This is a genomic window from Streptomyces actinomycinicus, from assembly GCF_016741775.1.
GTDB classification, from domain to species: Bacteria; Actinomycetota; Actinomycetes; order Streptomycetales; family Streptomycetaceae; genus Streptomyces; species Streptomyces actinomycinicus.
Window position 1 is genome coordinate 33557 of sequence record NZ_JAERRK010000006.1, and the last position, 22103, is coordinate 55659.

General features: G+C 73.7%; 17 protein-coding genes. 3 read left to right on the forward strand and 14 right to left on the reverse strand.

The features are described 5' to 3' along the window. Nucleotides 1–3 precede the first annotated feature (3 nt). From JK359_RS14065 to JK359_RS14085, 5 genes are all read right to left on the reverse strand, one after another. Nucleotides 4–1044, reverse strand: coding sequence for a cytochrome d ubiquinol oxidase subunit II (locus tag JK359_RS14065; RefSeq protein WP_201835520.1), 1041 nt, complete (start codon nucleotides 1042–1044; stop codon nucleotides 4–6). After that, on the reverse strand, nucleotides 1041–2483 hold the full coding sequence (locus JK359_RS14070; RefSeq protein ID WP_201835521.1) for a cytochrome ubiquinol oxidase subunit I: 1443 nt from the start codon (nucleotides 2481–2483) through the stop codon (nucleotides 1041–1043). Before JK359_RS14070 ends, JK359_RS14065 begins: the two co-directional genes overlap by 4 nt. Nucleotides 2484–2523: 40 nt before the next feature. Then, nucleotides 2524–3363: an SDR family oxidoreductase gene (locus JK359_RS14075; RefSeq protein ID WP_307788103.1), complete on the reverse strand. Its 840-nt coding sequence runs from the start codon at nucleotides 3361–3363 to the stop codon at nucleotides 2524–2526. Between the two features lie 200 nt (nucleotides 3364–3563). Further along, nucleotides 3564–5144 (reverse strand): GMC oxidoreductase, encoded by a 1581-nt coding sequence (locus JK359_RS14080; protein ID WP_201835523.1) that lies wholly within the window; start codon nucleotides 5142–5144, stop codon nucleotides 3564–3566. Nucleotides 5145–5255: 111 nt separating this feature from the next. Then, the gene (locus tag JK359_RS14085) at nucleotides 5256–6221 is read right to left on the reverse strand and encodes a cyclase family protein (RefSeq protein ID WP_201835524.1); all 966 of its coding nucleotides are present in this window, start codon (nucleotides 6219–6221) and stop codon (nucleotides 5256–5258) included. A gap of 486 nt (nucleotides 6222–6707) precedes the next feature. Here JK359_RS14085 and JK359_RS14090 point away from each other — a divergent pair, with 486 nt between their 5' ends. The 3 genes from JK359_RS14090 to fxsT all read left to right on the forward strand — a co-directional run bounded on the left by JK359_RS14090 (nucleotide 6708) and on the right by fxsT (nucleotide 11184). Then, nucleotides 6708–8189 carry an MFS transporter gene (locus tag JK359_RS14090; protein WP_201835525.1) on the forward strand — a complete coding sequence of 494 codons (1482 nt, stop codon included), beginning with the start codon at nucleotides 6708–6710 and terminating at the stop codon, nucleotides 8187–8189. Nucleotides 8190–8305: 116 nt separating this feature from the next. After that, nucleotides 8306–8722, forward strand: a complete 417-nt coding sequence (locus JK359_RS14095) for a hypothetical protein (RefSeq protein ID WP_201835526.1) — start codon at nucleotides 8306–8308, stop codon at nucleotides 8720–8722. Next, a complete protein-coding gene (gene fxsT / locus JK359_RS14100; RefSeq protein ID WP_201835527.1) occupies nucleotides 8719–11184 on the forward strand; it encodes an FxSxx-COOH system tetratricopeptide repeat protein in 2466 nt (821 codons plus the stop codon). The genes JK359_RS14095 and fxsT overlap by 4 nt, the downstream gene beginning before the upstream one ends. A gap of 7 nt (nucleotides 11185–11191) precedes the next feature. Here fxsT and JK359_RS14105 read toward each other — a convergent pair whose 3' ends face one another. The 9 genes from JK359_RS14105 to JK359_RS14145 all read right to left on the reverse strand — a co-directional run bounded on the left by JK359_RS14105 (nucleotide 11192) and on the right by JK359_RS14145 (nucleotide 22049). Continuing rightward, nucleotides 11192–12145 (reverse strand): L-tyrosine/L-tryptophan isonitrile synthase family protein, encoded by a 954-nt coding sequence (locus JK359_RS14105; protein ID WP_201835528.1) that lies wholly within the window; start codon nucleotides 12143–12145, stop codon nucleotides 11192–11194. Nucleotides 12146–12281: 136 nt separating this feature from the next. Further along, nucleotides 12282–13520 (reverse strand): cytochrome P450 family protein, encoded by a 1239-nt coding sequence (locus JK359_RS14110; RefSeq protein WP_201836026.1) that lies wholly within the window; start codon nucleotides 13518–13520, stop codon nucleotides 12282–12284. Between the two features lie 81 nt (nucleotides 13521–13601). After that, nucleotides 13602–15428, reverse strand: coding sequence for an asparagine synthase (glutamine-hydrolyzing) (gene asnB, locus JK359_RS14115; protein ID WP_201835529.1), 1827 nt, complete (start codon nucleotides 15426–15428; stop codon nucleotides 13602–13604). Nucleotides 15429–15442: 14 nt separating this feature from the next. Then, the gene (locus tag JK359_RS14120; protein ID WP_236677834.1) at nucleotides 15443–17188 is read right to left on the reverse strand and encodes an MFS transporter; all 1746 of its coding nucleotides are present in this window, start codon (nucleotides 17186–17188) and stop codon (nucleotides 15443–15445) included. Continuing rightward, nucleotides 17185–17991: an ABC transporter ATP-binding protein gene (locus tag JK359_RS14125; protein WP_201835530.1), complete on the reverse strand. Its 807-nt coding sequence runs from the start codon at nucleotides 17989–17991 to the stop codon at nucleotides 17185–17187. Before JK359_RS14125 ends, JK359_RS14120 begins: the two co-directional genes overlap by 4 nt. After that, nucleotides 17988–19064: a FecCD family ABC transporter permease gene (locus tag JK359_RS14130; protein ID WP_201835532.1), complete on the reverse strand. Its 1077-nt coding sequence runs from the start codon at nucleotides 19062–19064 to the stop codon at nucleotides 17988–17990. Before JK359_RS14130 ends, JK359_RS14125 begins: the two co-directional genes overlap by 4 nt. Nucleotides 19065–19066: 2 nt before the next feature. Then, complete coding sequence (locus JK359_RS14135; protein WP_201835534.1) at nucleotides 19067–20137, reverse strand: ABC transporter substrate-binding protein; 1071 nt, start codon at nucleotides 20135–20137, stop codon at nucleotides 19067–19069. A 355-nt stretch (nucleotides 20138–20492) separates the two neighbouring features. Further along, nucleotides 20493–21107, reverse strand: coding sequence for a sigma-70 family RNA polymerase sigma factor (locus tag JK359_RS14140; protein ID WP_201835536.1), 615 nt, complete (start codon nucleotides 21105–21107; stop codon nucleotides 20493–20495). A 168-nt stretch (nucleotides 21108–21275) separates the two neighbouring features. Beyond that, the gene (locus tag JK359_RS14145) at nucleotides 21276–22049 is read right to left on the reverse strand and encodes a hypothetical protein (protein ID WP_201835538.1); all 774 of its coding nucleotides are present in this window, start codon (nucleotides 22047–22049) and stop codon (nucleotides 21276–21278) included. Nucleotides 22050–22103: the final 54 nt, after the last annotated feature.

A 22103-nucleotide genomic window follows, 5' to 3' on the forward strand; every position in this document is an offset into this window, starting at 1 on the left:
GCTTCAGCCCTCGTCCCCGGCGCCGCCCCGCCGCAGATCGGCGTCGGTGAGGCCCTCCAGCTCGCCGTGGGTGTCCAGCCAGTACAGCAGGGCCACCGCGGGGATCACGAGCACGAGGGCGACGAGGGTGACGAAGGCCAGCCAGCGCAGGGTGGTGTGCGCGCCGGCGCCCTCGGCGACGGTCAGCGAGGTCGGCACGAGATAGGGGCGCTGCGCCATGCCCCAGGCGATGACGGCCGAGGCGACCACACCGACCGCCGTGACCCGGGACCAGGCGCCGGAGGGGCGGTTCAGCAGCCATGCGGTGGCGAGCGTGGCCAGCACCGCCACGATCACGAAGAAGAGGCCGACGCCATGGGTGAGGCCGTGCCACACATGGGGTGCGTCCCCGTGGGTGACGAACAGGGTGACGACGGCGAGCACGGCGACGGCCGCGAGGGCGCCCAGGGCCCGTCGGCGGAAGTAGCGGTCCAGGTCCGGTGCGGCGAAGCGCCGGGCGTCCGCGGCGAGGAAGACCGCGCCGAGGGCCGCCGTGGCCGCGATGGCGAGCAGGCCGAACAGCAGGGACGTGGGATTGGCCCAGACGTCCGTGGACGCCGTCGTCGTGGCGGTCACCCGGCCCGAGGCCACCCCGCCGGCCGCGGCCCCGAGGAAGAACGGCGTCAGCAGCGAGGAGACGGCGAAGACCGCCCCGTACAGGCGCCGGCCGGCCGGCCGCCGGAGGGGCTTGCGCAGGGCGAACCCGGCACCGCGCAGCACGATGCCCACGGCGGCCAGCGCCAGGGGCAGCCACATGGTGGTGAAGACCTGCTGGAAGAAGACGGGGAAACCCGTCCACATGATCACCAGCACGAAGATCAGCCAGACGTTGTTGACCTCCCAGACGGGCTCCATCGCGTGGTCGATCAGCCGGCGCGGGCGGTCGCCGCGCTCGGCGCCTCCCGCGACCAGGTCCCAGAAGCCGGCCCCGTAGTCGGTGCCGCCGCCGCAGGCGTAGGCGGCGATCGCGAGCAGCAGGACGACGGCGATCACCCCGGCGATCACAGTCGGCTCCCGGCCGAGCGCGGCCCGTACGGGGTGTCCGTCTCGGGGGTGTCGGGCCCCGGTGCCCCCTCGGCCGGCCGGGGCCCGCCCTGCTCGTCGGCGAGCCGCCAGCGTGAGCGCATCCTGAGCAGCACCGCGAGGAACGAGCCGAACACGAAGACGTACACGACGACGACCAGGGCGAACATGATCCACAGGCTGGTGGAGCGGGTCGCCGTCACCGCCTCGGCGACCCGCATGTTCTGGTAGACGATCCACGGCTGGCGGCCCACCTCGGTGGTGATCCAGCCGCATTCGACGGCCAGGACGGAGGCGACGCCCGCGCAGGCCGCGGCGCGGAAGAACCACGGGGACTCGGGCAGCCGGCGGCGCCGGAGCCACAGGACGCCGTACCAGAGGGCGAGCAGGAGCAGCACCGAGCCGATCCCGACCATGGTGTCGAAGGCCCAGTGGGCGACGGTGGCCTGGGTGGCCGTCGGCCGGTCGCTCGCGGGGACCGAGGTCAGCCCGGTGACCTGCGTGTCGGGGCGGAAGCCGGCCAGGATGGAGTCGAGTTGCGGAATCCTGATGCCGCCGGAGACGGTCCCGTCCGGGTGCAGGCGGCCGAACAGGTACTCCGGGACGTGGGTGTCGGTCTTCCAGACGATCTCCATGGCGCCGAACTTCACCGGCTGCTTGTGGAAGACCTGACGGGCGATGGAGTCGCCGAGCACGAACTGCACGGGCGTGCACACGGCGGCGAACGTGAAGGGGATCGTGAAGCCGAGCCGGTGGTAGCGGTCCCGGCGGCCGCGCAGCCGGCCGACGGCGTAGACCCCGGCCACGACGTATCCCGCCGTCACGAACATCGCGAAGACGAAGTGCCAGTACTCCGGGCCGAACATGGGGGTGAAGACGGCCTTCCAGATCTTCACGTCGACCGGGTTGCCGGCGGGGTCGAGGGTGAAGCCGCGCGGTGTGTTCATCCAGGAGTTGGCGGCCAGGATGCCGAAGGCGCCGAGCAGGGCCACGAACGGCAGGGGCAGTCCGAGCAGGAAGTGGATCCGGGAGGGCAGCCTTCGCCAGCCGTAGAGGTAGATGGCGATGAGGACGGCCTCCAGGAAGAACGCCCACGCCTCGACCCCGAAGCCGATGCCGAACACATCGCCCCACCGGCCCATCATGCCCGGCCACAGCAGTCCGAACTCGAAGGACAGCACCGTGCCGGTGACCACGCCGATCGCGAACTGCACCGCCATGACGGCCGACCACCGCCGTGCCAGCAGCAGTGCGTCGGCGTCGGCACGACGCAGGCCGTAGCCGTGCATGACCAGCGTGATCAGCGGCAGCGCCACGCCCAGGGGCACCAGGATGATGTGGGAGGCCAGGGTGAACGCCATCATCGATCTGGCAGGCAGCGTCTGCGCCGGTGCGTCCGCCAGCAGCAGGACCGTGTGCATGTGTCGTCTCTCCGGGGCCGCGCCGGTCGGGTGGGGGGGGTCAGCCGCCGGTGGCGAATCCCGGGAAGAGCGTCATCCCGCCGTCGACGTACAGGGTGGCGCCGACCACGTAGTCCATGAGGTCGGAGGCGAGGCCCACGGCCGCGTGACCGATGTCCTCGGGCTCTCCGATGCGGTCGTAGGGGATCAGCCGCAGCAGGTCCTCCCGGGCCTGGGGCGTCTCCCAGGCGCTGCGGTTGATGGGGGTCTTGATGGCACCGGGGGCGATCGCGTTCACACGGATCTTCTTCGGGGCCAGCTCCTGGGCCAGCGTCTCCATCATCATCTGCACCCCGCCCTTGGAGGAGGCGTAGTTGACGTGCCCGGCCCACGGGATGATCTGGTGCACCGAACTCATGCAGATGATCTTCCCGGCCGCGCGTGACACCTCCGGGACCACTCCGCGGCGCAGGAACTCCTTCGTCGCCTCCCGGGCGCACAGGAACTGCCCGGTGAGGTTGACGTCGAGGACCTTCTGCCACTGGGCGAGGGTCATCTCGGTGAACGGGGCGTCCCGCTGGAGGCCCGCGTTGGCGACCAGGATGTCGATCGTGCCGAACTCCCGGACCATCCGGTCCATCATGGCGACGACCTGCTGCTCGTCGGAGACGTCCGCCTCGTAGGCGGCCGCCCGGACCCCGAGACCGGTGATCTCCTCGACCACCTTCTCGGCCTCCTCGCCGCCCGTCACGTAGTTGACCACGACGTCGGCCCCGGCCCGGCCCAGGGCGACGGCCGTCGCCCTGCCGATTCCGGAGTTCGCGCCGGTCACGAGCGCCTTCTGCCCGCGCAGCAGCTGGGCGGGGATCACGCCCTGAGTTGTCCCCTGGGTGGAACTCACGATGTCCTGCTCCTCCACTGCGTGCCCGCTTCCGCCGGACCCGCGGCCCGGCGGTCCGGGCACCAGACAAGCACCGGGGAGGGGCGGCGGCATGCCGTGGCGTACCGCGTTGCGCTGGCCGGCGCAGGATCTTCCCCCGGTCGGGCTCCGCGCGCCGGCCCAGGCCGCGGTGGGCCAGGTGGGCAGTCGGTGCCGCGGGCTCAGCCCAGCCGCTCCAGCAGGTGGTCGCCGACGCGGAGGGCGTTCGCGATGGCCGTCAGGGACGGATTGACCGCGCCGATGCTCGGGAAGAAGCTGGTGTCGACGACGTAGAGGTTGTCCAGGTCGTGTGCCTTGCAGTGGACGTCCAGGGCCGATGACGCCGGGTCGGTGCCGAAGCGCACGGTGCCGGCCTGATGTGCGGTGGCGCCGATCGGCATGCCCTTGTGCAGGTAGATGCTGTGGGACAGCAGACGGTGCTCGTGCATGCCGAGGTGGCCGAGCATGTGCTGCAGTTTGTGCCGCAGGCGCTTGAGACCGGCGATGTTGTTGTCCTCGTCGAGCGTGAGCCGGATGCGGCCGTCGTCCTCCAGGGTCACCCGGTTGTCCGGCTGCGGCAGGTCCTCCCCGCACAGCCAGAAGTCGACGGCGTGGTGGGCCAGGACCTCGAACGGCATGTCCGGCGCGACCGCTCCGGCCCATCGCGGGGCCTCGCCGTGGATCTGCTCGGCGTCCGACTTGCCGAGCATCTGGATCCCACCGAGCGGGTACTCCCAGTCGTCCGCGCCCAGGTACCAGTCGTGCAGGGCGAGGGTCTTCTGGAACTTGGTGTCGTTGGGTTCCTTCGAGACGGCCATCAGCGCCAGGTTGTTGTGGCGCATGTAGTGCCGGCCGACCACGTCGGAGCTGTTCGCGAGGCCGCGCGGATGCCGGTCGTTGGCCGAGGCGAGCAGCAGCGCGGCGGAGTTGACGGCCCCGCAGGCCACGACCACGACGTCGGCCGAGAACCGGGCCTCACGCTCCCCGGGGAGCTGGGCGACGACCGTGGTGACGCTGCGTCCGGTGGCGTCGGTCTCCAGCCGTGTCACCCGCGCGTTCGTGACCATCTCCACGTTCGGGTGCTCCAGCGCGGGCTCGACACAGATCACCTGGGCGTCGGACTTGGCGCGGACCAGACAGGGGAAGCCGTCCACGCGGTCGCAGCGGATGCAGACGCTGGAGTGGGTGGCCCGGCCGTCCTCGTCCTGGGTGAGGTTGACTCCGATCGGCAGGTGGAAGGGGTGCAGGCCCTGCTTCTCCAGGTCCTGGCTCAACTGCTCGATCCGCGGCTCGTGTTCGACCGGCGGGTACGCGTACTGGGCGCTGCACGGCCCTTCCCAGGGGTCCTCGCCGTGCCGGCCGTGCACCAGGTAGAGGTGTTCCGCCTGGGCGTAGTAGGGCTCCAGGTCCTCGTAACCGATGGGCCAGGCGGGCGAGATGCCGTCATGGTGGCGGAGTTCGCCGAAGTCCTGGGGGCGCAGGCGGAACAGCGCCGCCCCGTAGAACTTGGTGTTTCCGCCGACGTAGTAGTTCACCTCGGGCGGGAACTCGTCGCCGTGCCGGTCCAGCCAGAACTCCGGCGCCCGGTACTTGGCCTTCACGAACACGGACGTGGAGTCCCAGTTGTCACGTTCGCGTGGCAGGTAGTCACCGCGTTCGAGGATGAGCACCCGCTTGCCGGACGGGGCGAGCCGGTGGGCCAGGGTGCCGCCGCCGGCACCGGTGCCGATGACGATGACGTCATAGGGGGGCAGGGCGTCCATCGCAACCACCGTCCTTGTGTCGCCTCGTCCGCGGCCGGTGCGGGTCTCCCTCCTTCGAACCTACGCGTCGTACGGGGGCACGGCACCTGGAACGGGCCCCGCTCCGGTGCGTCACAGAACGGCGATCGGGTTCACCGGGGAGCCGGTCGCCGCCGGGAGCCGCAGCGGGGCGACCACGCACAGGAAGTGCCAGCGCCGCCGCTCCTCGCACACCGGTACCAGCTCCTCGAAGTCCAGGTAGTCCAGCAGATGCAGCCCCATGGCGTTGACGGCCAGCACGTGCACGGGGAAGTCGACTTCGGCGACCGCGCTGGGCGCGGCGTCGCTGTTGCCGTCCGATCCCAGGACCGGCACGCGCCGCTCGGCCAGGAAGTCCACCGCCGTCGGATGCAGGCCGGCCCGGGCCCGCGTCACGTCCCAGGGCCCGAGGCTCCGGCGCCGCGGACGGTGTCCCACCCGCACGAACAGCAGGTCGCCCGGTCCGACCTCGGTGCGCTGGGCGGTCTCGGCCGCGGCGAGGTCCTCGGCCGTCACCTGGGTGCCGGGATCGAGCCAGGGCACCCCGTGCAGGCGCGGGATGTCCAGCAGGACACCGCGGCCGACGATTCCGTCACGGACCAGATCGACGGTGAGCGCACCGGCGCCGTCCGGGGTCACGGTGCTCGACGGGACGCCGCCGTACAGCTCGCCGTCGTAGATCACGTGGCACAGCGCGTCGAGGTGGCTGTCGACGTCACCGTGCACGTTCATGGCGAACCGGTCGCGGGCGAACGCGAGCCCGGGTGCGCCGGCCTCCCGGTGCGTGGGAGCCGTCATCCGGTGCGACGCGGGCTCCGGACTGTCCGGACCGGGCAGGGTCTCGATGGGCGCGGCCAGCGACACGGTGCGCCCGCACCGGACCTCGGCGGCGGCCGCCACGACCCGCTCCGGCGTCAGCAGGTCCAGTGCACCGCGCCGGTCCTCCCCACCCCCCTGGGCCCGGTCCCGCAACCTGCGGTACAGGTCACGGAACGCCGCTTCGGAGAGGGTCTGCGGGGGCGTGGGACGCGAGGGTGCGGGCTGCTGGTCCGAGGCCATCGGGAAACCTCCAAAGTGATCCCCCGACACCGAATCACCGGGAGGGCCGGGCCACACGCCGGGCGCGGACGGATTGCGCCGATCGGCCGCACCCGGCCGGCCTCGGCCCCAGGGCCGCTCGGCGTGCGGGCCAGGTGGGGCGCGGCATCGCTCGGGGCGAGGAGGCCAGGTGGGTGTGGCATCGCTCGGGGGGGGGGAGGAGGCCAGGTGGGCGTGGCATCGCTCGGCGTGGGGCCAGTCGGGCCCATCTCCCCGTCACACAGAACGGCGGTTGACAGGCCCCCTGGCCCTGTGGCGTGCGCTCCGCACACGCTTGGGAGTCGGGGGGAGCCGGGCATCCTGGCACCCGCGGCCGACGACGGCCGGACGGGCCGCACCTCGCTCCGGGGCCGGGCATGGCCGGTGAGCGGCTCGGGTGAGGGGTGCTCTTCAAACCCCCGCTCGTGCCCGATGGCCGCGTCCCGGCCCAGGCCCTAGCGTCGGACCATGTACGCGCCCCGCGGCGAGCCGGCCGACGGCACGGTGCCCGGCCTGTCCGCCGGGGTGGTCGCGCTGGCCTGGCTGACCCAGTTCCTGGTGGGTACGGACCTGTTCGTGGTGGCGCCGCTGCTTCCCCGTATCGCCGCGTCGTTCGGTGTCTCCGCGGCCGACACCGGCCTGCTGGTCACGGCCTTCTCGATCGCCTACGTGGTGGCTTCACCCCTCGCCGGCCGGCTCTCCGACCGACGGGACCGTGCCACGGTCCTGGTGGCGGCCCTGGTGCTGTTCTCGGCGGCCAACGTCGGGACCGCGCTGGCACCGGGTTTCGGTGTGCTGCTGGTGGCACGGGTGGTGGCCGGCATCGCGGCCTCCGCGACCGGTCCCACCGTGTACGCCCTGGTCAGCACCCGCGCGCGCCCCCGGAGCCGGGCGCAGGTGCTGGCCGTGGTGGGGTCGGGACTGCTGACCGCCCTGTGGGTGGGCGCGCCGGCCGGGTCGCTGCTGGGACGGTACGTGGGGTGGCAGGCGGCCTTCGTCATCCTGGCTGCGGGGACCTTCCTGGTGGCGTTCCCGCACGCGTTCGTCTGGCGGACCGGCCCGGCCCCGGCGACCGTGCCCACGCCGCACGCAACACCGGAGCGGACCGGGCGTCCCGGGACGGGCACGGTGATGCCCGCCGAACCGGGGACGGGCCGGAGCGGGTCTGCTGCGCCGGAGACGGACCGGAGCGGGGCTGCCGAACCGGGGGCGGGCCGGGGCGGGGCTGCCGAACCGGGGGCGGGCCGGAGCGGGGCTGCCGAACCGGAGGCGGGCCGGAGCGGGGCTGCCGAACCGGAGGCGGGCCGGAGCGGGGCTGCCGCGCCGGGGACGGGCCGGAGCGGGGCTGCCGCGCCGGGGACGGGCCGGGGCGGGGCTGCCGCGCCGGGGGCGGGCGTGGCGGTGTTCGCCGTCGCGGTCACGGCCCTGTGGGCCTTCTCCGTGTACAGCCTCTACACGTTCCTGGCCGTCGCGCTGCACGCCGACGGCAGAGCCGGCACGGTGACGTGGCTGCTGGTCGTCTACGGCGTCGGTGCGGTCGTCGGCGGACAGCTGGGCGGCCGGTTCGCGGACCGGGCCGATCCCGTACGGGTCACCCGGGCGGCACTGGCACTGACGGCCGTACTGGAAGCCGTCGTGGCCCTGGTGTTCCCGGTCAGCTGGGCGCTGGCCTGCGCGCTGGGCCTGTTCGCGCCGGCCGCCTACGCCTTCTTCCCCGCCCAGCAGCGCCATCTGGTCGACATGTTCCCCGAGCGGGCGACCGCCGTGCTGTCGTGGAACAACAGCGCCCTGTTCACGGGCCTTTCCCTGGCCGGCGCCGTCGGCGGGCAGATCGTGCACGCCCTGGACTACCCGGCGCTGCTGTACATCGGCGCCGCCGTGGCCGTACCGGCGTGTGCCGTCGCCCGGGGCCGGGCCCCCCGGGTCCGTGGCGGCGAGGAGCGGCCGTGACGGTCGCGCCGGGACCGATCGGCCGGGGCAGGTGACCGGTTCGGGCGTTCGGGGTATGTGAGCGGTGCAGTCTTTCTACTCTGGGTCTTTGGTGGACGCGAGTACCGGGGGGTCAAGTGAGCGCCGAGATCGTACAGTTGATGGAGCAGGCGGGGCCGTATCTGACGACCGCGGCGAGCGCGTACGGAGTGGCCGTGTTCAGCCGGGCCGAGAGCGCGGCCGTGGACGCCACGGCGAACCTGGGGCGGCGCATCCTGCAGGCGGTGTGGCGTCGTCGTGACGAGCAGGGCCGGTCGGAGCTGGAGGCCGCCGTGCGGGACGCGGCCGAGGCGCCGGACGACGAGGACGCGGCGGCCGCGCTGCGCCAGCAGATCAAGCGTGCCCTCCGCGACGACACCGAGCTGCTGGCCGAACTGGCCCGGATACTGCCCGCCGGTGAGACGGTCAACGTGACGGCTTCGGGTGAGCGGGCCATCGCCGCGAAAACCATCGGTACGGCCGTCACCGGGGACAACACGACGATCAGGCCATGACGGACGGCTACGGGCCCGGGGAAGGCGACCCCCGGGCGACGGGTCCGCGGTCCGTGGCGGTGGGCGGCGGTGTGGGCGTGGCGATCACCGGTGACGGCGCCCAGGTGGTGATGCTGCCGCCCGAAGCGGTGCGCTGGGCCAAGGACGTGGAAGCCCCGCCGGGAGCCGGGAACCTTCCCGGATCCGCGTCCGGCGTGTTCGTCGGACGCCGGGACGAACTGGCCGAGCTGCGCCGGCTGCTCACCTCGGGCGGGGAGGCCGCGGTCACGCAGGTGTCCGGGATGCGGGCGATCCACGGGCTCGGCGGGATCGGCAAGAGCACGCTGGCCCTGCGCTACGCGCACACCTTCCGGCGTTCGTACGCACTGGTGTGGTGGATCAACGCGGTGAGCACCGAGCAGATCGTGTCCGGTCTGGCCGGCCTCGCCACGCGGCTGTGCCCGCAGTGGGCGGCCACCGCCGGCGTGCAGGAGCGGGCCGCGTGGTCGATCCTGTGGCTCCAGTGGCACCCCGGCTGGCTGCTCGTGTTCGACAACGTGGAGGACCCGGCCGACCTGCGCCACTACCTCGGTTCCCTCCCGGACGGGCACCACCTGGCCACCAGCCGTACCGCGACCGGGTGGCACGCCATCGCCCCGAGCATGCCGCTGGGGCTGCTGGATCCCGACGCGGCCGTCACCCTGTTGTGCACCCTCTCCCTCGGGCCGGGGCACGTCCCCACGGCGCGGCAGCGCCAGGACGCCGCCGCGCTCGCCGCCGACCTCGGCCGGCTGCCGCTGGCGCTGGAACAGGCGGGCGCCTACCTGTTCGAGACCGGCACCTCGATGGCCGACTACCGCGACATGCTGGGCCAGGTCATGGACACGGCCGCCGGCGGCATCGACCCCGAGCGGACCATCGCCCGCATCTGGCGCCACACCCTGACCGCCATCGAACGCCGCAACCCGCAGGCCCTCACCCTGCTCCACGCCATGGCCTGGCTGGCTCCCGACGCCGTCCCCCGCATCGTCCTCGCTTCCCTGGTGCCGGACCCCCTGGCGCTGGGCAAGGCGCTGGGCGCCCTGCACGCGTACAACATGGTGTCCTTCACCCAGGACCGGGGCGCGAGCATGCACCGTCTGGTGCAGGCCGTGCTGCGCAACGCTCCCGTGGCCGGCGACGGCACCGGGCCGCGGGGCCGGCGCGAGGCGGAGCGGGCCGTCTGCCGGATCCTCCCGCAGGAACAGGACGTGAAGGCCGAGCAGGCCGGGCCGTGGGAGCGGCTGCTGCCGCACGTCATGGCCCTCGTGGAGTCGGCGCCACCCGGGCACCTGCCGTCCTCCGAGGCGACGGACGGGTACTACGCCGCCGCGCAGTACCTCTACCGGCAGGGAAGGGAGGCACAGGCCGTTCCGCTGCGTCAGGCGATCCTCGACCACCACGTGCGGACCCTGGGCCAGGACCACCAAGAGACACTGGTCAGTCGCCACAACCTCGCCTACGCCTGCCGGGAGGCCGGAGACCTCCGGCGAGCCGTCACCCTGTTCGAGGACACCCTCGCCCGACGCGTCCGGGTCACGGGCGACACCCACACCGGGACCCTGATCACCCGCAATCAACTCGCCCTCACCTACCAGGAATCGGGGGATCTGCAGCGGGCCATGGCGATGTTCGAGGCCACCCTCGCCCAGCAGGTCCGCACCCTCGGCGAGACGCATCGCGACACCCTGGTCACCCGGCACAACCTCGCCTGCGCCTACCGGAAGGCGGGGGACGTGCAGCGAGCCATCGCCCTGTTCGAGACCACCCTCGCCCAGGAGATCCAGGCCCTCGGAGACGCCTACCCCGACACCCTGATCACCCGTAATCAACTCGCCACCACCTATCAGGAGGCGGGGGAACTACGGCGTGCCATGGCACTGTTCGAGGCCACCCTCGCCCAGCAGGTGCAGACCCGGGGCGAGACACATCCCGACACCCTGGTCACCCGGCACAACCTCGCCTGCGCCTGCCGGGAGGCGGGAGACCTGGAGCGGGCCATCGCCCTGTTCGAGGTCACGCTCGCCCAGCGGGTCCAGGTACTGGGTGACACCCACCCGGAGACCCTGATCACCCGCAACCAGTTCGGGGTCACCTACCAGGAGGCCGGGGATCTGCAGCGAGCCATGGCGCTGTACGAGACCACCCTGGCCCAGCAGGTGCAGACCCTGGGTGACACGCACCCCGACACCCTGGTCACCCGGCACAACCTCGCTTCCGCCCACCGGGAGACGGGAGACCTGCGGCGGGCCATCGCCCTGTTCGAGACCACCCTCGCCCAACGCCTCCAGATCATGGGCGAGACCCACCCCGAGACCCAGGTCACCCGCAGACAACTCGACTACACCTACCGGGAGGCCGAAGTCCTGGAGCGGGGCGGCACCGCGGCCCCACCGAGCGAGGCCGCCCCCCGGCGGCCGGACGCGGAGGCCGGCACGGGGTAGTCCGGGCTCATGGAGTCGGTTCCCGCTGTTCGAAGTGGCTCGGTCTGCCGTCGAGCCGGATCAGGTGACCGAGCCGGGACGCGTGTGCGCGGGGCATCAGGGTCCAGGTGCCGTCGGGGCGGTGCAGGGCGGCCGAGTGCCAGGGGGTGGTCCAGGCGTCCGCGGCGTCCAGGAGGCGGATGCCGAACTTGGGGGCGCCGACGGGCTGGGGGTGGATGGAGAGGCGTACGGCGTCCGGGTGGTGCTCGGCGACCAGGTCGCCCCAGGCCCGGCTGCGCTGGATGACGCCGTAGGCCCGCTGCCGGCAGGCGCGCTGGAGTGCGGAGCGGGTACCGGTCCAGGCGGCGGTGTCCTCGAGGAGGAAGCGTGTGATGCCACGGTAGAGGGCGCGGGTGTGGTCGTCGGCGCGGACCTCGGCGCGCAGGGTGTCCAGGTCGGGGGCGTGGTGGTCGTGGACGCGGGCGCGGGCCTCGTCGTACGGGAGGTCGCCGAGGGCGTCGCGCAGGTCGAAGAGGGACAGGCGGGTCAGGCTCTGGCCGGTCATGAGGGCGCGCAGTTCGTCGGCGTAGGCGTCGATGTGGGCGTCGGGGACGTGGATGAGGTCGCCGAAGACATGGCCGTCGGAGCAGATGATCACGCGGGCGCCGGGCGGGTGGATGCGCTCGATCTCTGTGCACAGGGTGTGGAGAAACCCGAGGGAGAGCCGTTCGCCCTGGTCGGGGAGGTGGCCGAGGACCTTGGCCGGGTTGGGCGACTTGCAGGGGAAACCGGGCAGGGTGAAGACGACCGGGGCGCCGGCCCGGACGAAGCCGGCGATGCGGCGCAGCTGGTGGGGGAATGCCTGCGGTGAAGCCGGGGACGGTACGTGGTCCGTCGTGCGGTGGTACGGCAGCAGCAGCGCCAGGATCGCGGCGCTGATGGTGCTCGTGGCGCGTGTCTGCGGTGCGGTCGTCGGCGGCATGGCAGCGGGTCTCCAGAAGGCATGGGGGCAGGACGCCGGGGCGCCGGGCGCCGGGGCGCCGGCAGGGGTTCGTCCCGCCGGGGCCTGTCGGGCCGGGTGGCGTCGGTCGTGGGATGGGGGTGCGGGGGTGCGGGTCTCAGATCCGTCGGTCGTAGCCGACCGGCAGCCGGTGCGTGCCGCGGCCCAGGACCGCCGGGGTCCACTCGATGTCCTCGTCGCGGACGGCGAGGTGCAGGCCGGGCAGGCGCCTCAGCAGGGTGCCCAGGGCGATGCGGAGTTCGGCGCGGGCGAGGGCCGCTCCGGGGCAGAAGTGGATGCCGTGGCCGAAGGCCAGGTGGGGGTTGGGTGAGCGGTCGAGGTCCAGGGTGCCGGGGTCGGTGAAGCGGCGGGGGTCGCGGTTGGCCGCGCACAGGGAGACGATCACCGAGTCGCCGGCCGGGACACCGGTGCCGTGCAGATCGCTGTCCCGGTCGAAGAAACGCCAGGTGGTCAGCTCGAAGGCACTGTCGTAGCGCAGGAGTTCCTCGACCGCGCGGGGCAGCAGGGCCTCGTCGTCGCGCAGCCGGGCGAGCGCGGCCGGATCGCGGAACAGGGCGATCAAGGACGTGGTGATCTGGTTGGTGACCGGTTCCTGGCCTGCGACCAGGAGCTGGAAGACCATCGAGTCCAGTTCCTCCTGGGAGAGTTCCCCCTGGTCGCGGGCCGTGACGAGGCGGCTCAGCAGATCGTCCCCGGCGTGTTCGCGCTTGTGGGCCACCACCTCGGCGATATAGCTCTGCAGGCCGTGCAGGCGGGCCTCGTACAGCGGGCGCCCTGGGTCCGTGGGGCCGACGGGCTGGACGACCTTCCCCCAGTCACGGTCGAAGCCGTCGGCCAGCTCCTGCGGCAGGCCGATGGCTTCGGCCAGGACCCGGAACGGGAAGGGGGCGGCGAACGCGGCGACCAGGTCGGTGGGGCCCGTCTCCGGGAGCGCGTCGACCAGATCGTCCGCGAGTCGCCGGAAACGGGGGACGAGTCGCTCGATGCGGCGCGGGGCGAAGGCGTCGCTGACGTGGCGCCGCATCTGCGTGTGCTTCGGCGGGTCCTGGTGGAGGAGGTGGACCTGGAGCTGGGAGTGCTGGGGCTCGGGCATGATCGAGGCGCGGGCACGCCAGCGGTCGTTTCCGCGGTCGTGGTTCTTGCCCAGACGGTCGTCGTTGAGCGCGGAGTGAGCGGCGTCGTAGCCGGTGACCAGCCAGGCCTGCACCCCACTGGGGAAGAGGACCCGGTGGACCGGGCCCGCCTCGCGCATCCGCTCGTACAGGGGATAGGGGTCGCTCTTGTAGGGGCAGCCCACCAGGGGGACCGGGTCGGGCAGGGGATCCGGGGCGGGCACGGCGGCCTGGGCGGGCTGGAGGTCCGGGGCGGGCGAGGGGACCGGGGCGGGCTGGGGTGGGGGCGGGGTCAAGGGGGCTCCTCAGAGGGACAGTTCGGGGCGGTAGTGGTCCAGCCACAGGGCCAGGTCGACCACGCGTTCGAGACGTAGGCGGTGGCCCCACTCCAGCCGGTCGGGCGGGACGTCGAGGAACGGCTTGATGCGGGTCTCGTCGGCCAGGGCGCGGACCTGTTCGGCGGCGAGGGCGTCGCGGGCCAGGTTCTGCAGGCCTCGGTTGTAATCGGGGTGGTGGGTGGCCGGGTAGTGGTTCTTGGGGCGGTGCAGGACCGAGTCCGGGGCGAGGCCGGTGCCGATGGCGCGCAGCAGGCTCTTCTCGCGGCCGTCGAAGCTCTTCAGCGCCCAGGGCGTGCCGAACGCGTACTCCACGAGCCGGTGGTCGCAGTACGGCACGCGCACCTCCAGGCCCTGGGCCATGCTCAGCCGGTCCTTGCGGTGCAGGAGCTGGCGCAGCCACCGGGTCAGGGACAGGTGCTGCAGCTCGCGCTGCCGGTGTTCCGCGGGGGTCTCGCCGTCCCGGTGCGGTACCGCGGCCAGTGCGCTGCGATAGGTGTCGTCACGGAACTCGGGTATGCGCAGCCCGAGTTCCGGGTTCAGGGGCATGGCCGCCTCGTCGCCGGTCACCAGCAGCCACGGGAACGTCCGCGCGGCCAGCGCCGTGGGGTCGTGGAACCAGGGGTAGCCGCCGAACACCTCGTCGGCGGCCTCACCGGACAGGGCGACGGTGGAGTGCCGGCGTATCTCGCCGAAGAGGAGGTACAGCGAGGTGTCCATGTCGCCGACGCCGATCGGCGAATCGCGGGCCACGACGACCGCCGTGCGGTGCTCGGGGTCGAGCAGGGTGCGCGGGTCGAGGACGACGGTGCTGTGGTCGGTGCCGATGAAGGCGCCGGCCTCGGTGGCGTAGGGGGTGTCGTGGCCCGTGCGCAGCACGTCTCCGGTGAACCGGGACGCCTGGTCGCTGTAGTCGACGGCGTAGGAGCGGATGGTCGCGTCCGGGCCCTCGCGCAGCCGTAGTTCGTCCGCGAGCAGGGCGGTCAGGACGGTGGAGTCGATGCCGCCGGAGAGCAGGCTGCACAGGGGCACGTCGGCCTCCAACTGGTCGCGGGCCGCCGCACCGACCAGGTCCCGGATCCGTTCCACCGTCGTCCCGCGGTCCTCGGTGTGGTCCCCGGCCGTCAGCTGCCAGTAGCGGCGTTCGCGGATGCCGTCCCGGTCGAGGACCAGCAGCCCGCCGGGCTCGACCTCCCGTACCCCGGACCACACGGTCGGCCCGGTGTTGAACAGCAGGCTGTACGCCTCGCGCAGCCCGTCGGCGTCGACACGGGGCCGGATGGCGGGGTGGGCGAAGAGGGCCTTGGGCTCGGAGGCGAAGGCCAGGCCGCCGTCGACCGCGGACCAGAACAGCGGCTTGACGCCGAGCCGGTCGCGCACCAGCAGCAGCCGCTGGACGCGCTCGTCCCAGACGGCGAAGGCGAACATGCCCTCCAGCCGCACGGCGGCGTCCTCGCCCCACTCCTCGTACGCCCGCAGTACGACCTCGGTGTCGCTCCGGGTGCGGAACTCATGGCCCCGGCCGCGCAGTTCCGCGCGCAGCCGGTGGTGGTTGTAGATCTCGCCGCTGTAGGTGAGCACGATGTCCGGCCGGCCGGGCCGGTCCGGCATCGGCTGCACACCGCCGGGCAGGTCGATGACGGCCAGCCGCCGGTGCCCGACGGCGGCGTGCTCGCCGGCCCAGACGCCTCCTGCGTCGGGGCCGCGGCGCGTGAGGGCGGCGGTCATGGCCTCGATGACCGGCCGCCGGGTGCGGGCATCGTCGTGGTACGACGCCCAGCCGGTGATTCCGCACATGGGGGGCTCCTCGGTCAGTGACGGGCGGCGGGCGCCGCGCCGGTGGTCGGGTCCGGCCCGGCGGCCGGGTGCCGGGTGGGCAGGGCGAGCAGCGGTACGGCGAGAGCGGCGGCGCCGGCGGCCAGTCCGAGCCCGGCGCGCACGGCACCGCCGGGTCCCGCGAGGCTCCCGGCGGCGGTGGCCAGGGCCGGCCCCAGGGTGAAGCCGAGGCTGCGGGCGAGCTGGACGGTGGAGCCGGCGGTGGCGGCCCGCTCCGGCGGGGCCGCGCCCATGACCAGGGCCTGCACCGGGCCGCCGGTGAGGCCCATGCCGACACCGCCGAGCGCCAGCCGCCAGGCCACGTCCGGCGGGGACCAGCCGGTTCCCAGCGGTACGAGCAGGAGCAGACCGGCGGCGGTGAGAGCGGCTCCGGCGACCGCCACCGGCCGGGCGCCGTACCGGTCGGCGAGGCGTCCGCCGAGCGGGCCGGCCAGGCCCATGCCGAGCGGGAAGGCGAGCACGGTGAGCCCGGTGACCGTGGCGTCGGCGCCGGTGTCGCGCTGGAGGTGCAGGGCGACGACGTAGTGCATGGCGGCGAAGCCGGCCGCCGACGCCAGGACCGCGCCGTGCGCCCGGAGCAGCCCAGGGACGCGCAGCACACCGGTCACCTGACGCCCGCCCGGACCCCGCAGCCACCACCACAGCGGCGGGACGGCGGCGAGGGCGAGCACCAGCCGGACCGGACGGTCCGCGGTCAGCGTCAACGCGACCAGCAGCACCGCCACGCCACCGGCCACCAGCACCACGTCCGCCACCGGGTACCGGCCGGTCCGGGACACCTCATCGGGAAGGGCGTCCGCCGCCGATGGCGTGCCGGGGCGGGGAAGCTCACCCGCGAGGGCGCCCGGTGCTGATGGCGCGTGCGGGCGGGACACCTCACCCGCGAGTGCGCCCGGCGGCAACGGAGTGTCCCGGCGGGGAAGCTCACCTCGGGGGGTGACCGACGGCGGTTTCCGTTCCGGGCGATGTGGCTCGCTCGGAAGCGTGTGCTCGCTCGGAAGCGTGTGCTCGCTCGGAAGCGTGTGCTCGCTCGGAAGCGTGTGCTCGCTCGGAAGCGTGTGCTCGCTCGGGAGGGTGTCCGGCGCCGGTCGCCGTTCCGGGCGGGACGGCGGGTGCGGGGTGGTGGTCCGTGCGTCCGGGCCGGCGGGGATCGGGGGCACCCTCAGCACCAGGGCCACGGCGAGCAGGCAGAAGGGGAGTTTGACGAGGAAGACCGCCGGCCAGCCCAGATGGTCCAGCAGCAGTCCGCCCACGGCCGGACCGGTCACCGCCCCCAGCGGGCCCAGGGTCGCGGGTACGCTCATCGCCCGCCCTCGGTGTCCTGGCCGTACCGAGCGGATCGCGAGCACCGGCATCAGGACGAACAGCACCGCCCCGCAGGCGCCCTGGGCGAGGCGGGCGGCGATGAGCCAGGCGGCCCAGGGGGAGACGGCCGCCAGCGCGCTGCACAGGGCGAAACCCGTGGTCGCGGCGAGCACGGCGGAGCGCGTGTCCACGCCGTCGAGCCGGCGCCCGGCGGGCAACAGCAGTGCAACCACCGGGAGTTGGTAGCCGAGGACGGCCCACTGGGCGGTCGCGGCGGAGACGTGCAGGCCGTCGGCGATGTCCACGAGGGCGACGTTGACGATGTTCATGTCGAGCATCGCGACGAACGACAGGATGCCCGCCACGGCCACCAGTCCCCAGCGTTCCCCGCCGGCCCGTATGTGATCGCCGGTCATCGTCGCGCCGCCCCGGGAAGCGGGGTGGCCGCGGCCGGCTCCCGGTGGTCGAAGGCGATCAGCGGGTCGCCCGTGAGGGGGTGGTCGACCAGGGCCGCCCGGACGCCGAACACCTCGGCCATCAGCTCAGGTGTGAGCACCTCGCGCGGCCGGCCGGAGGCGACGACAGCTCCGGCGTGCAGGACGTGCAGCCGGTCGCAGACGGACGCGGCGGCGTTGAGGTCGTGCAACGACATCAGGACGGTGCGGCGCCGGGCGCGCAGCAGGGCGAGCAGTTCGACCTGGTGGCGGACGTCGAGGTGGTTGGTCGGCTCGTCCAGGACCAGGACGTCCGTGTCCTGGGCGAACGCCCGTGCCAGCAGCACCCGTTGGCGTTCACCGCCGGACAGGTCCGTGAACCGGCGCCCGGCCTGCGCCTCCATGCCGACGTCGGCCAGGGCGCGGGCGACGACCTCCCGGTCGGCGGCCCCCTCCCCCTCGAACGCCCGCTTGTAGGGCGTACGGCCCATCGCGACGACCTCGCGCACCGTCAGCTCGAAGTCGCTGCCGCGCTCCTGCGGCAGCGCGGCCACGTGCCGTGCCGACCGGACCGGGGTCAGCTCCCGCAGGTCCGTGCCGGCCAGCAGGACGCGCCCCGCGCTGGGTCTCAGGTGCCGGTAGACGGTGCGCAGCAGCGTGGACTTGCCGCTGCCGTTCGGGCCGACCAGGCCGGTGATCTCGCCCTCGGCGGCGATCAGGTGCGCGCCCGCGACCACCGTACGGCCCGCGTAGGCGACGTACAGGTCCTCGATGTCGATCCTCAACTGCCGCTCCCCAGCCGCCGGTCCAGCAGATACAGCAGGGCGGGCGCGCCGAGCAGCGAGGTGACCACGCCCACCGGCAGCTCCTGCGTGTCCATGGCCGTACGGCAGACGATGTCGACCACGACCAGCAGCACCGCACCGAACAGCGCGGAGACCGGCAGCAGGCGCCGGTGGTCGCCGCCGACCACCAGACGGCACACGTGCGGCACCATCAGCGCGACGAAGGCGATCGCCCCGGACACGGCGACCAGCACGCCGGTCAGCACGCTGGTGACGGTGAACAGTTCCCGGCGCAGCCGGGTGACGTCGATGCCGAGCCCGGCCGCCGTCTCGTCGCCCAGCAGCAGGGCGTTCAGGCCCCGGGCGCGCGCCTGCAGCCAGAGCAGGGCGACGGGTACGGCGACGGCGGGCACGGCGAGCAGGTCCCAGTTCGCTCCGCCGAGGCTTCCCATGAGCCAGAACAGCACGCTGTGCGTCTGCTGTTCGTCGCCCGCCTGCAGCACCAGGTAGCTGGTGAAGCCGGACAGGAACTGGCCGACGGCGACGCCGGCCAGCACCAGCCGCAGCGGCGCGAACCCCCCGCCCCGCCGGGCCACCGCCCACACCAGGGCGAAGGTGGCCAGGGCACCGGCGAAGGCGGCGCCGGACAGGCCGAGGCCGAGCGCTCCTCCCGCGCCGGCACCGAGCACGATGGCGGCGACCGCGCCGAGGGATGCGCCGTTGGAGATGCCCAGCAGATAGGGGTCGGCCAGCGGATTGCGCACCAGCGCCTGTACGGCCGTGCCGACGAGCCCGAGTCCCGCGCCGACGAGCGCGGCGAGCAGGGCGCGGGGGACGCGCAGCTGCCAGACGATCAGGTCGACCGTGCCGGGCCGGGGTGCCTCACCGGACAGCCGGCGCCACACCACGGACCACACCTCGCCGGGTGGTACGGACGTCGAGCCCCAGGCCACCGCGGCCGTCAGCGCGGCCGTCAGGGCCACCGCGAGGGCCACCGCCACGGGGCCCGCGGGCAGACTGCGCGCCCGCGCGGCGGCGTCCCCGGTCCTGCGGCTCAGCAGGGTCGCGGGCATGGTCAGCGGACCTTGCCCGGGTGCAGGGCCGCGGCGATCTCCCGGACCGTGTCGGCGTTCCGCACGCCCGCGATGGTCGTGCGCTCCGAGCCGATCCGCAGGAGCCGGCCCTTCTTCACCGCCTCGAGGCCCTTGGTGGCCGCGTTGGACTTCAGCCACTGCTCGGCCTCGTCGAACGCCCTGCCGTTCGCCGCCTCGCTGCCCCGGTCGCGGATCCCGAGCTGGATCCAGTCCGGGTTCCGGGCGACGACGTCCTCCCAGCCGACCTGCCGGTGGTCGCCGGCGCAGTCGGCGAAGGCGTTGCGCGCGCCGGCCAGGGTGATCACGGCGTTGGCGATCTGGCGGTCGCAGACGACGGTGGGCCGGGCGGTGCCGGCGTCGTAGTCGAAGAAGAAGTACGTCGGCCGTTCCTTCTCCGGCGTGTCACCGACCGCCTCGCGGACGGCGTCCACCTTCGCCCGCATCCCGGAGACCAGCTTCTTCGCCTGCGCGCTCGTGCCGGTCACCGCGCCGAGGGTGGTGATGTCGGCCTCCACCGCGGACAGGTCCGTCACCGGGGTTCCGCGCTGGGCAGCGCAGGCGGTGGACTTCAGATAGACGTGCTTGATCCCGGCCGCCGCGAACTCCTCGGCGGTGGGGGCGTCCCCCATTCCGCCGCCGCCCATGCCGCCCATGGAGGCGAACGTGTCGAGGTACAGATCGGCGCCCGAGCCCAGCAGCTTCTCCTTCGGGATCACGGTCCGGCTGAGCACCTTCACCTGCTGCGCCTTCGCGTCGAGCGGGCCGGGCAGCGTGCCCTTGCCGGGCGGGAAGCCGGTGCCGACCACCTTGTCGCCGGCGCCCAGGCGCAGCAGCAGTTCGAGGCCGGAGGCGTTGCTGGTGACGATCCTCTCGGGCACCGCCGAGAAGGTCGTCCTGGCGCCGGTGCAGTCGGTGACGGAGACCGGGCGGCCACCCGGGCGTCCGGACTGCCCCGCGCCCGCGCCGGTGTCCCCCTCCCCGCCGCCGCAGCCGGCCGCCAGCAGGCCACCGAGCACGACGGCCGCCGTACCGCCCCACACACGCGAACGCATCGAAAACTCCCGGATTCACTCGGTACGCGGGCGAGCCTCACGTCACCCGGTCCAGAAGTCGGGGCGAACGGCCGTCGAGTTCCCGGCAATCGGGAGACGGCCGGAAGACGACGGGCCCGGACGCCGGGGGGCGCGGAGGGGCCGGGGTGGGCGGGGCGCGGAGGGCCGGTTCCGGTGCCGTGACCGGACTCGGTGGGCGGGGGCGCGGAGGGCCGGTGCCAGGGCCGTGACCGGACTCGGTGGGCGGGGGCGCGGAGGGCCGGTGCCAGGGCCGTGACCGGACTCGGTGGGCGGGGGCGCGGAGGGTGCCGGTGCCGGTGCCGGACGGGGGCGGCGCCGGCACCCTTCCGGGGTGTCAGGCGGCCAGGGCGGGCGGTCGTTCCGCCTCGTCCAGCAGGGCCGTCAGGGTCGCGCGGGCCCGGGCCACACGGGAACGGACCGTACCGATCGGGCAGTCGCTGACCTCGGCCGCCTCCGCATAGGGCAGGCCGAGCAGCTGCGTGAGGATGAACGCCTCCCGGCGGTCGGCGGGCAGCGCGGCCAGCAGGTCCAGCAGCGCGATGCCGTCGTCGAAGCCGGGCAGCCCGCACGGCTGGGCCAGTTCGACGGCCAGCTGCCAGTCCGGTACGTCGGACAGCCGCGGCCGGGCGGCGGCGTACCGGTAGCTGTCGATCACCGCGCGGCGGGCGATGGACAGCAGCCAGGCGCGGGCCGAGGAACGGCCCTCGAACCGGTGCAGGCTGCCGAGCGCCCGCAGGAACGTGTCCTGTGCGAGGTCGTCCACAGCCTGGGGGTCGCCGCACAGATGGGCGACGTAGCGCTGGACGTCGCGGTGCAGGGCGCCCACGAACTGCTCGACGGCGTCCGCGTCACCGCCTCGGGCGGCCAGCGCCCATGCGGTGACCGCTTCGTCGGGCGCCGCCGTCGTGTCGCTTCTGGCACGCGACATGGGCAGGGCAGAGGTCATCACCTGGTGTCCTTCTCGGGTCGACCGTGACCCGGACCGGTGGCGCACGACGGCGCCCGGTCCGGTGAAGTGGGAAGTCGGCCCTACGGCGCGGCGGCGCCTCGGCGCCCGTGCGGTCGTACGGCCGTGGCCCGAGGCGCCACCCGGGCGGCCTCGGGAAACCAGCTGTCCTCAGACGACAGCCGGTCCCACCGGCGGACCCCGGGAAGTGATCGCGTGCACGAGCAGGAGAAGCCGCGGCGCCCGGTCCGAGCGGCGGCGGCGCGGGCGCAGGCGCGGGCGGTCCGGGGGGACGGGCAGGGCGAGCAGCAGGCCGAGCGGCGCCACCAGCCGGCCGGCCGCGGCCCGCAGGATCCGGAAGGCGCCCTTCTCGCCGTACGCCAGCCACAGGCCGCACAGCACGGCGGCGAGCAGGTGCGCGGCGAGCATGCCGAGCGCGGTAGAACCGCCGTCCATGGCGTGGTGCAGGGGGTTCAGGTGGCCCGTATGGCCCATGCCGCCCATGCCGCCCATGCCCGTACGGCTCATGCCCGTATGGCTCGAGCCCATGGACCCCATGCCGCTCATGTCCGCCGAGCCCATGTCGCCCATGCCCATGGAGCCGGTGCCGCCCATGGAACCCATGGAGCCCATGGAGCCCATGTCCATGGGGTCCCCGCCGCTCAGGGGGAGGGCTCCCGGTCCGCCGGATGCCGACTGGGCGTAGGAGAACGCCTCGTGGAGCACCGTCTGGGCGAGGACCACGACCGACACGATCAGCGGCAGCCCGCGCTCACGCCCCGCCAGGCACCAGCCGGCGGCACCGGTCACGGCCGCGCCGGCGGCCAGCGCCCACGCCGGCACGTCGCTGCCGGACATCAGGACGTGGCCCAGGGCGGCGAGCAGCACACAGACGGCCGCGAACACCGCGGCCCGTGTCGTACGCGCACACCACCCTGCTGTCATGGCGCCTCATCCTCGCATTCGGGGCGCGGTCGTCATGGGTGGGTACGCAAATCC

Coding starts and splice junctions, on each gene's coding strand:
- JK359_RS14080 (WP_201835523.1), bottom strand. CDS start 5,144: ATGGACGCCCTGCCCCCCTATGACGTCATCGTCATCGGCACCGGTGCC.
- JK359_RS14120 (WP_236677834.1), bottom strand. CDS start 17,188: ATGACCGGCGATCACATACGGGCCGGCGGGGAACGCTGGGGACTGGTG.
- JK359_RS14070 (WP_201835521.1), bottom strand. CDS start 2,483: ATGCACACGGTCCTGCTGCTGGCGGACGCACCGGCGCAGACGCTGCCT.
- JK359_RS14090 (WP_201835525.1), top strand. CDS start 6,708: ATGTACGCGCCCCGCGGCGAGCCGGCCGACGGCACGGTGCCCGGCCTG.
- fxsT (WP_201835527.1), top strand. CDS start 8,719: ATGACGGACGGCTACGGGCCCGGGGAAGGCGACCCCCGGGCGACGGGT.
- JK359_RS14130 (WP_201835532.1), bottom strand. CDS start 19,064: ATGCCCGCGACCCTGCTGAGCCGCAGGACCGGGGACGCCGCCGCGCGG.
- JK359_RS14145 (WP_201835538.1), bottom strand. CDS start 22,049: ATGACAGCAGGGTGGTGTGCGCGTACGACACGGGCCGCGGTGTTCGCG.
- asnB (WP_201835529.1), bottom strand. CDS start 15,428: ATGTGCGGAATCACCGGCTGGGCGTCGTACCACGACGATGCCCGCACC.
- JK359_RS14085 (WP_201835524.1), bottom strand. CDS start 6,221: ATGGCCTCGGACCAGCAGCCCGCACCCTCGCGTCCCACGCCCCCGCAG.
- JK359_RS14135 (WP_201835534.1), bottom strand. CDS start 20,137: ATGCGTTCGCGTGTGTGGGGCGGTACGGCGGCCGTCGTGCTCGGTGGC.
- JK359_RS14105 (WP_201835528.1), bottom strand. CDS start 12,145: ATGCCGCCGACGACCGCACCGCAGACACGCGCCACGAGCACCATCAGC.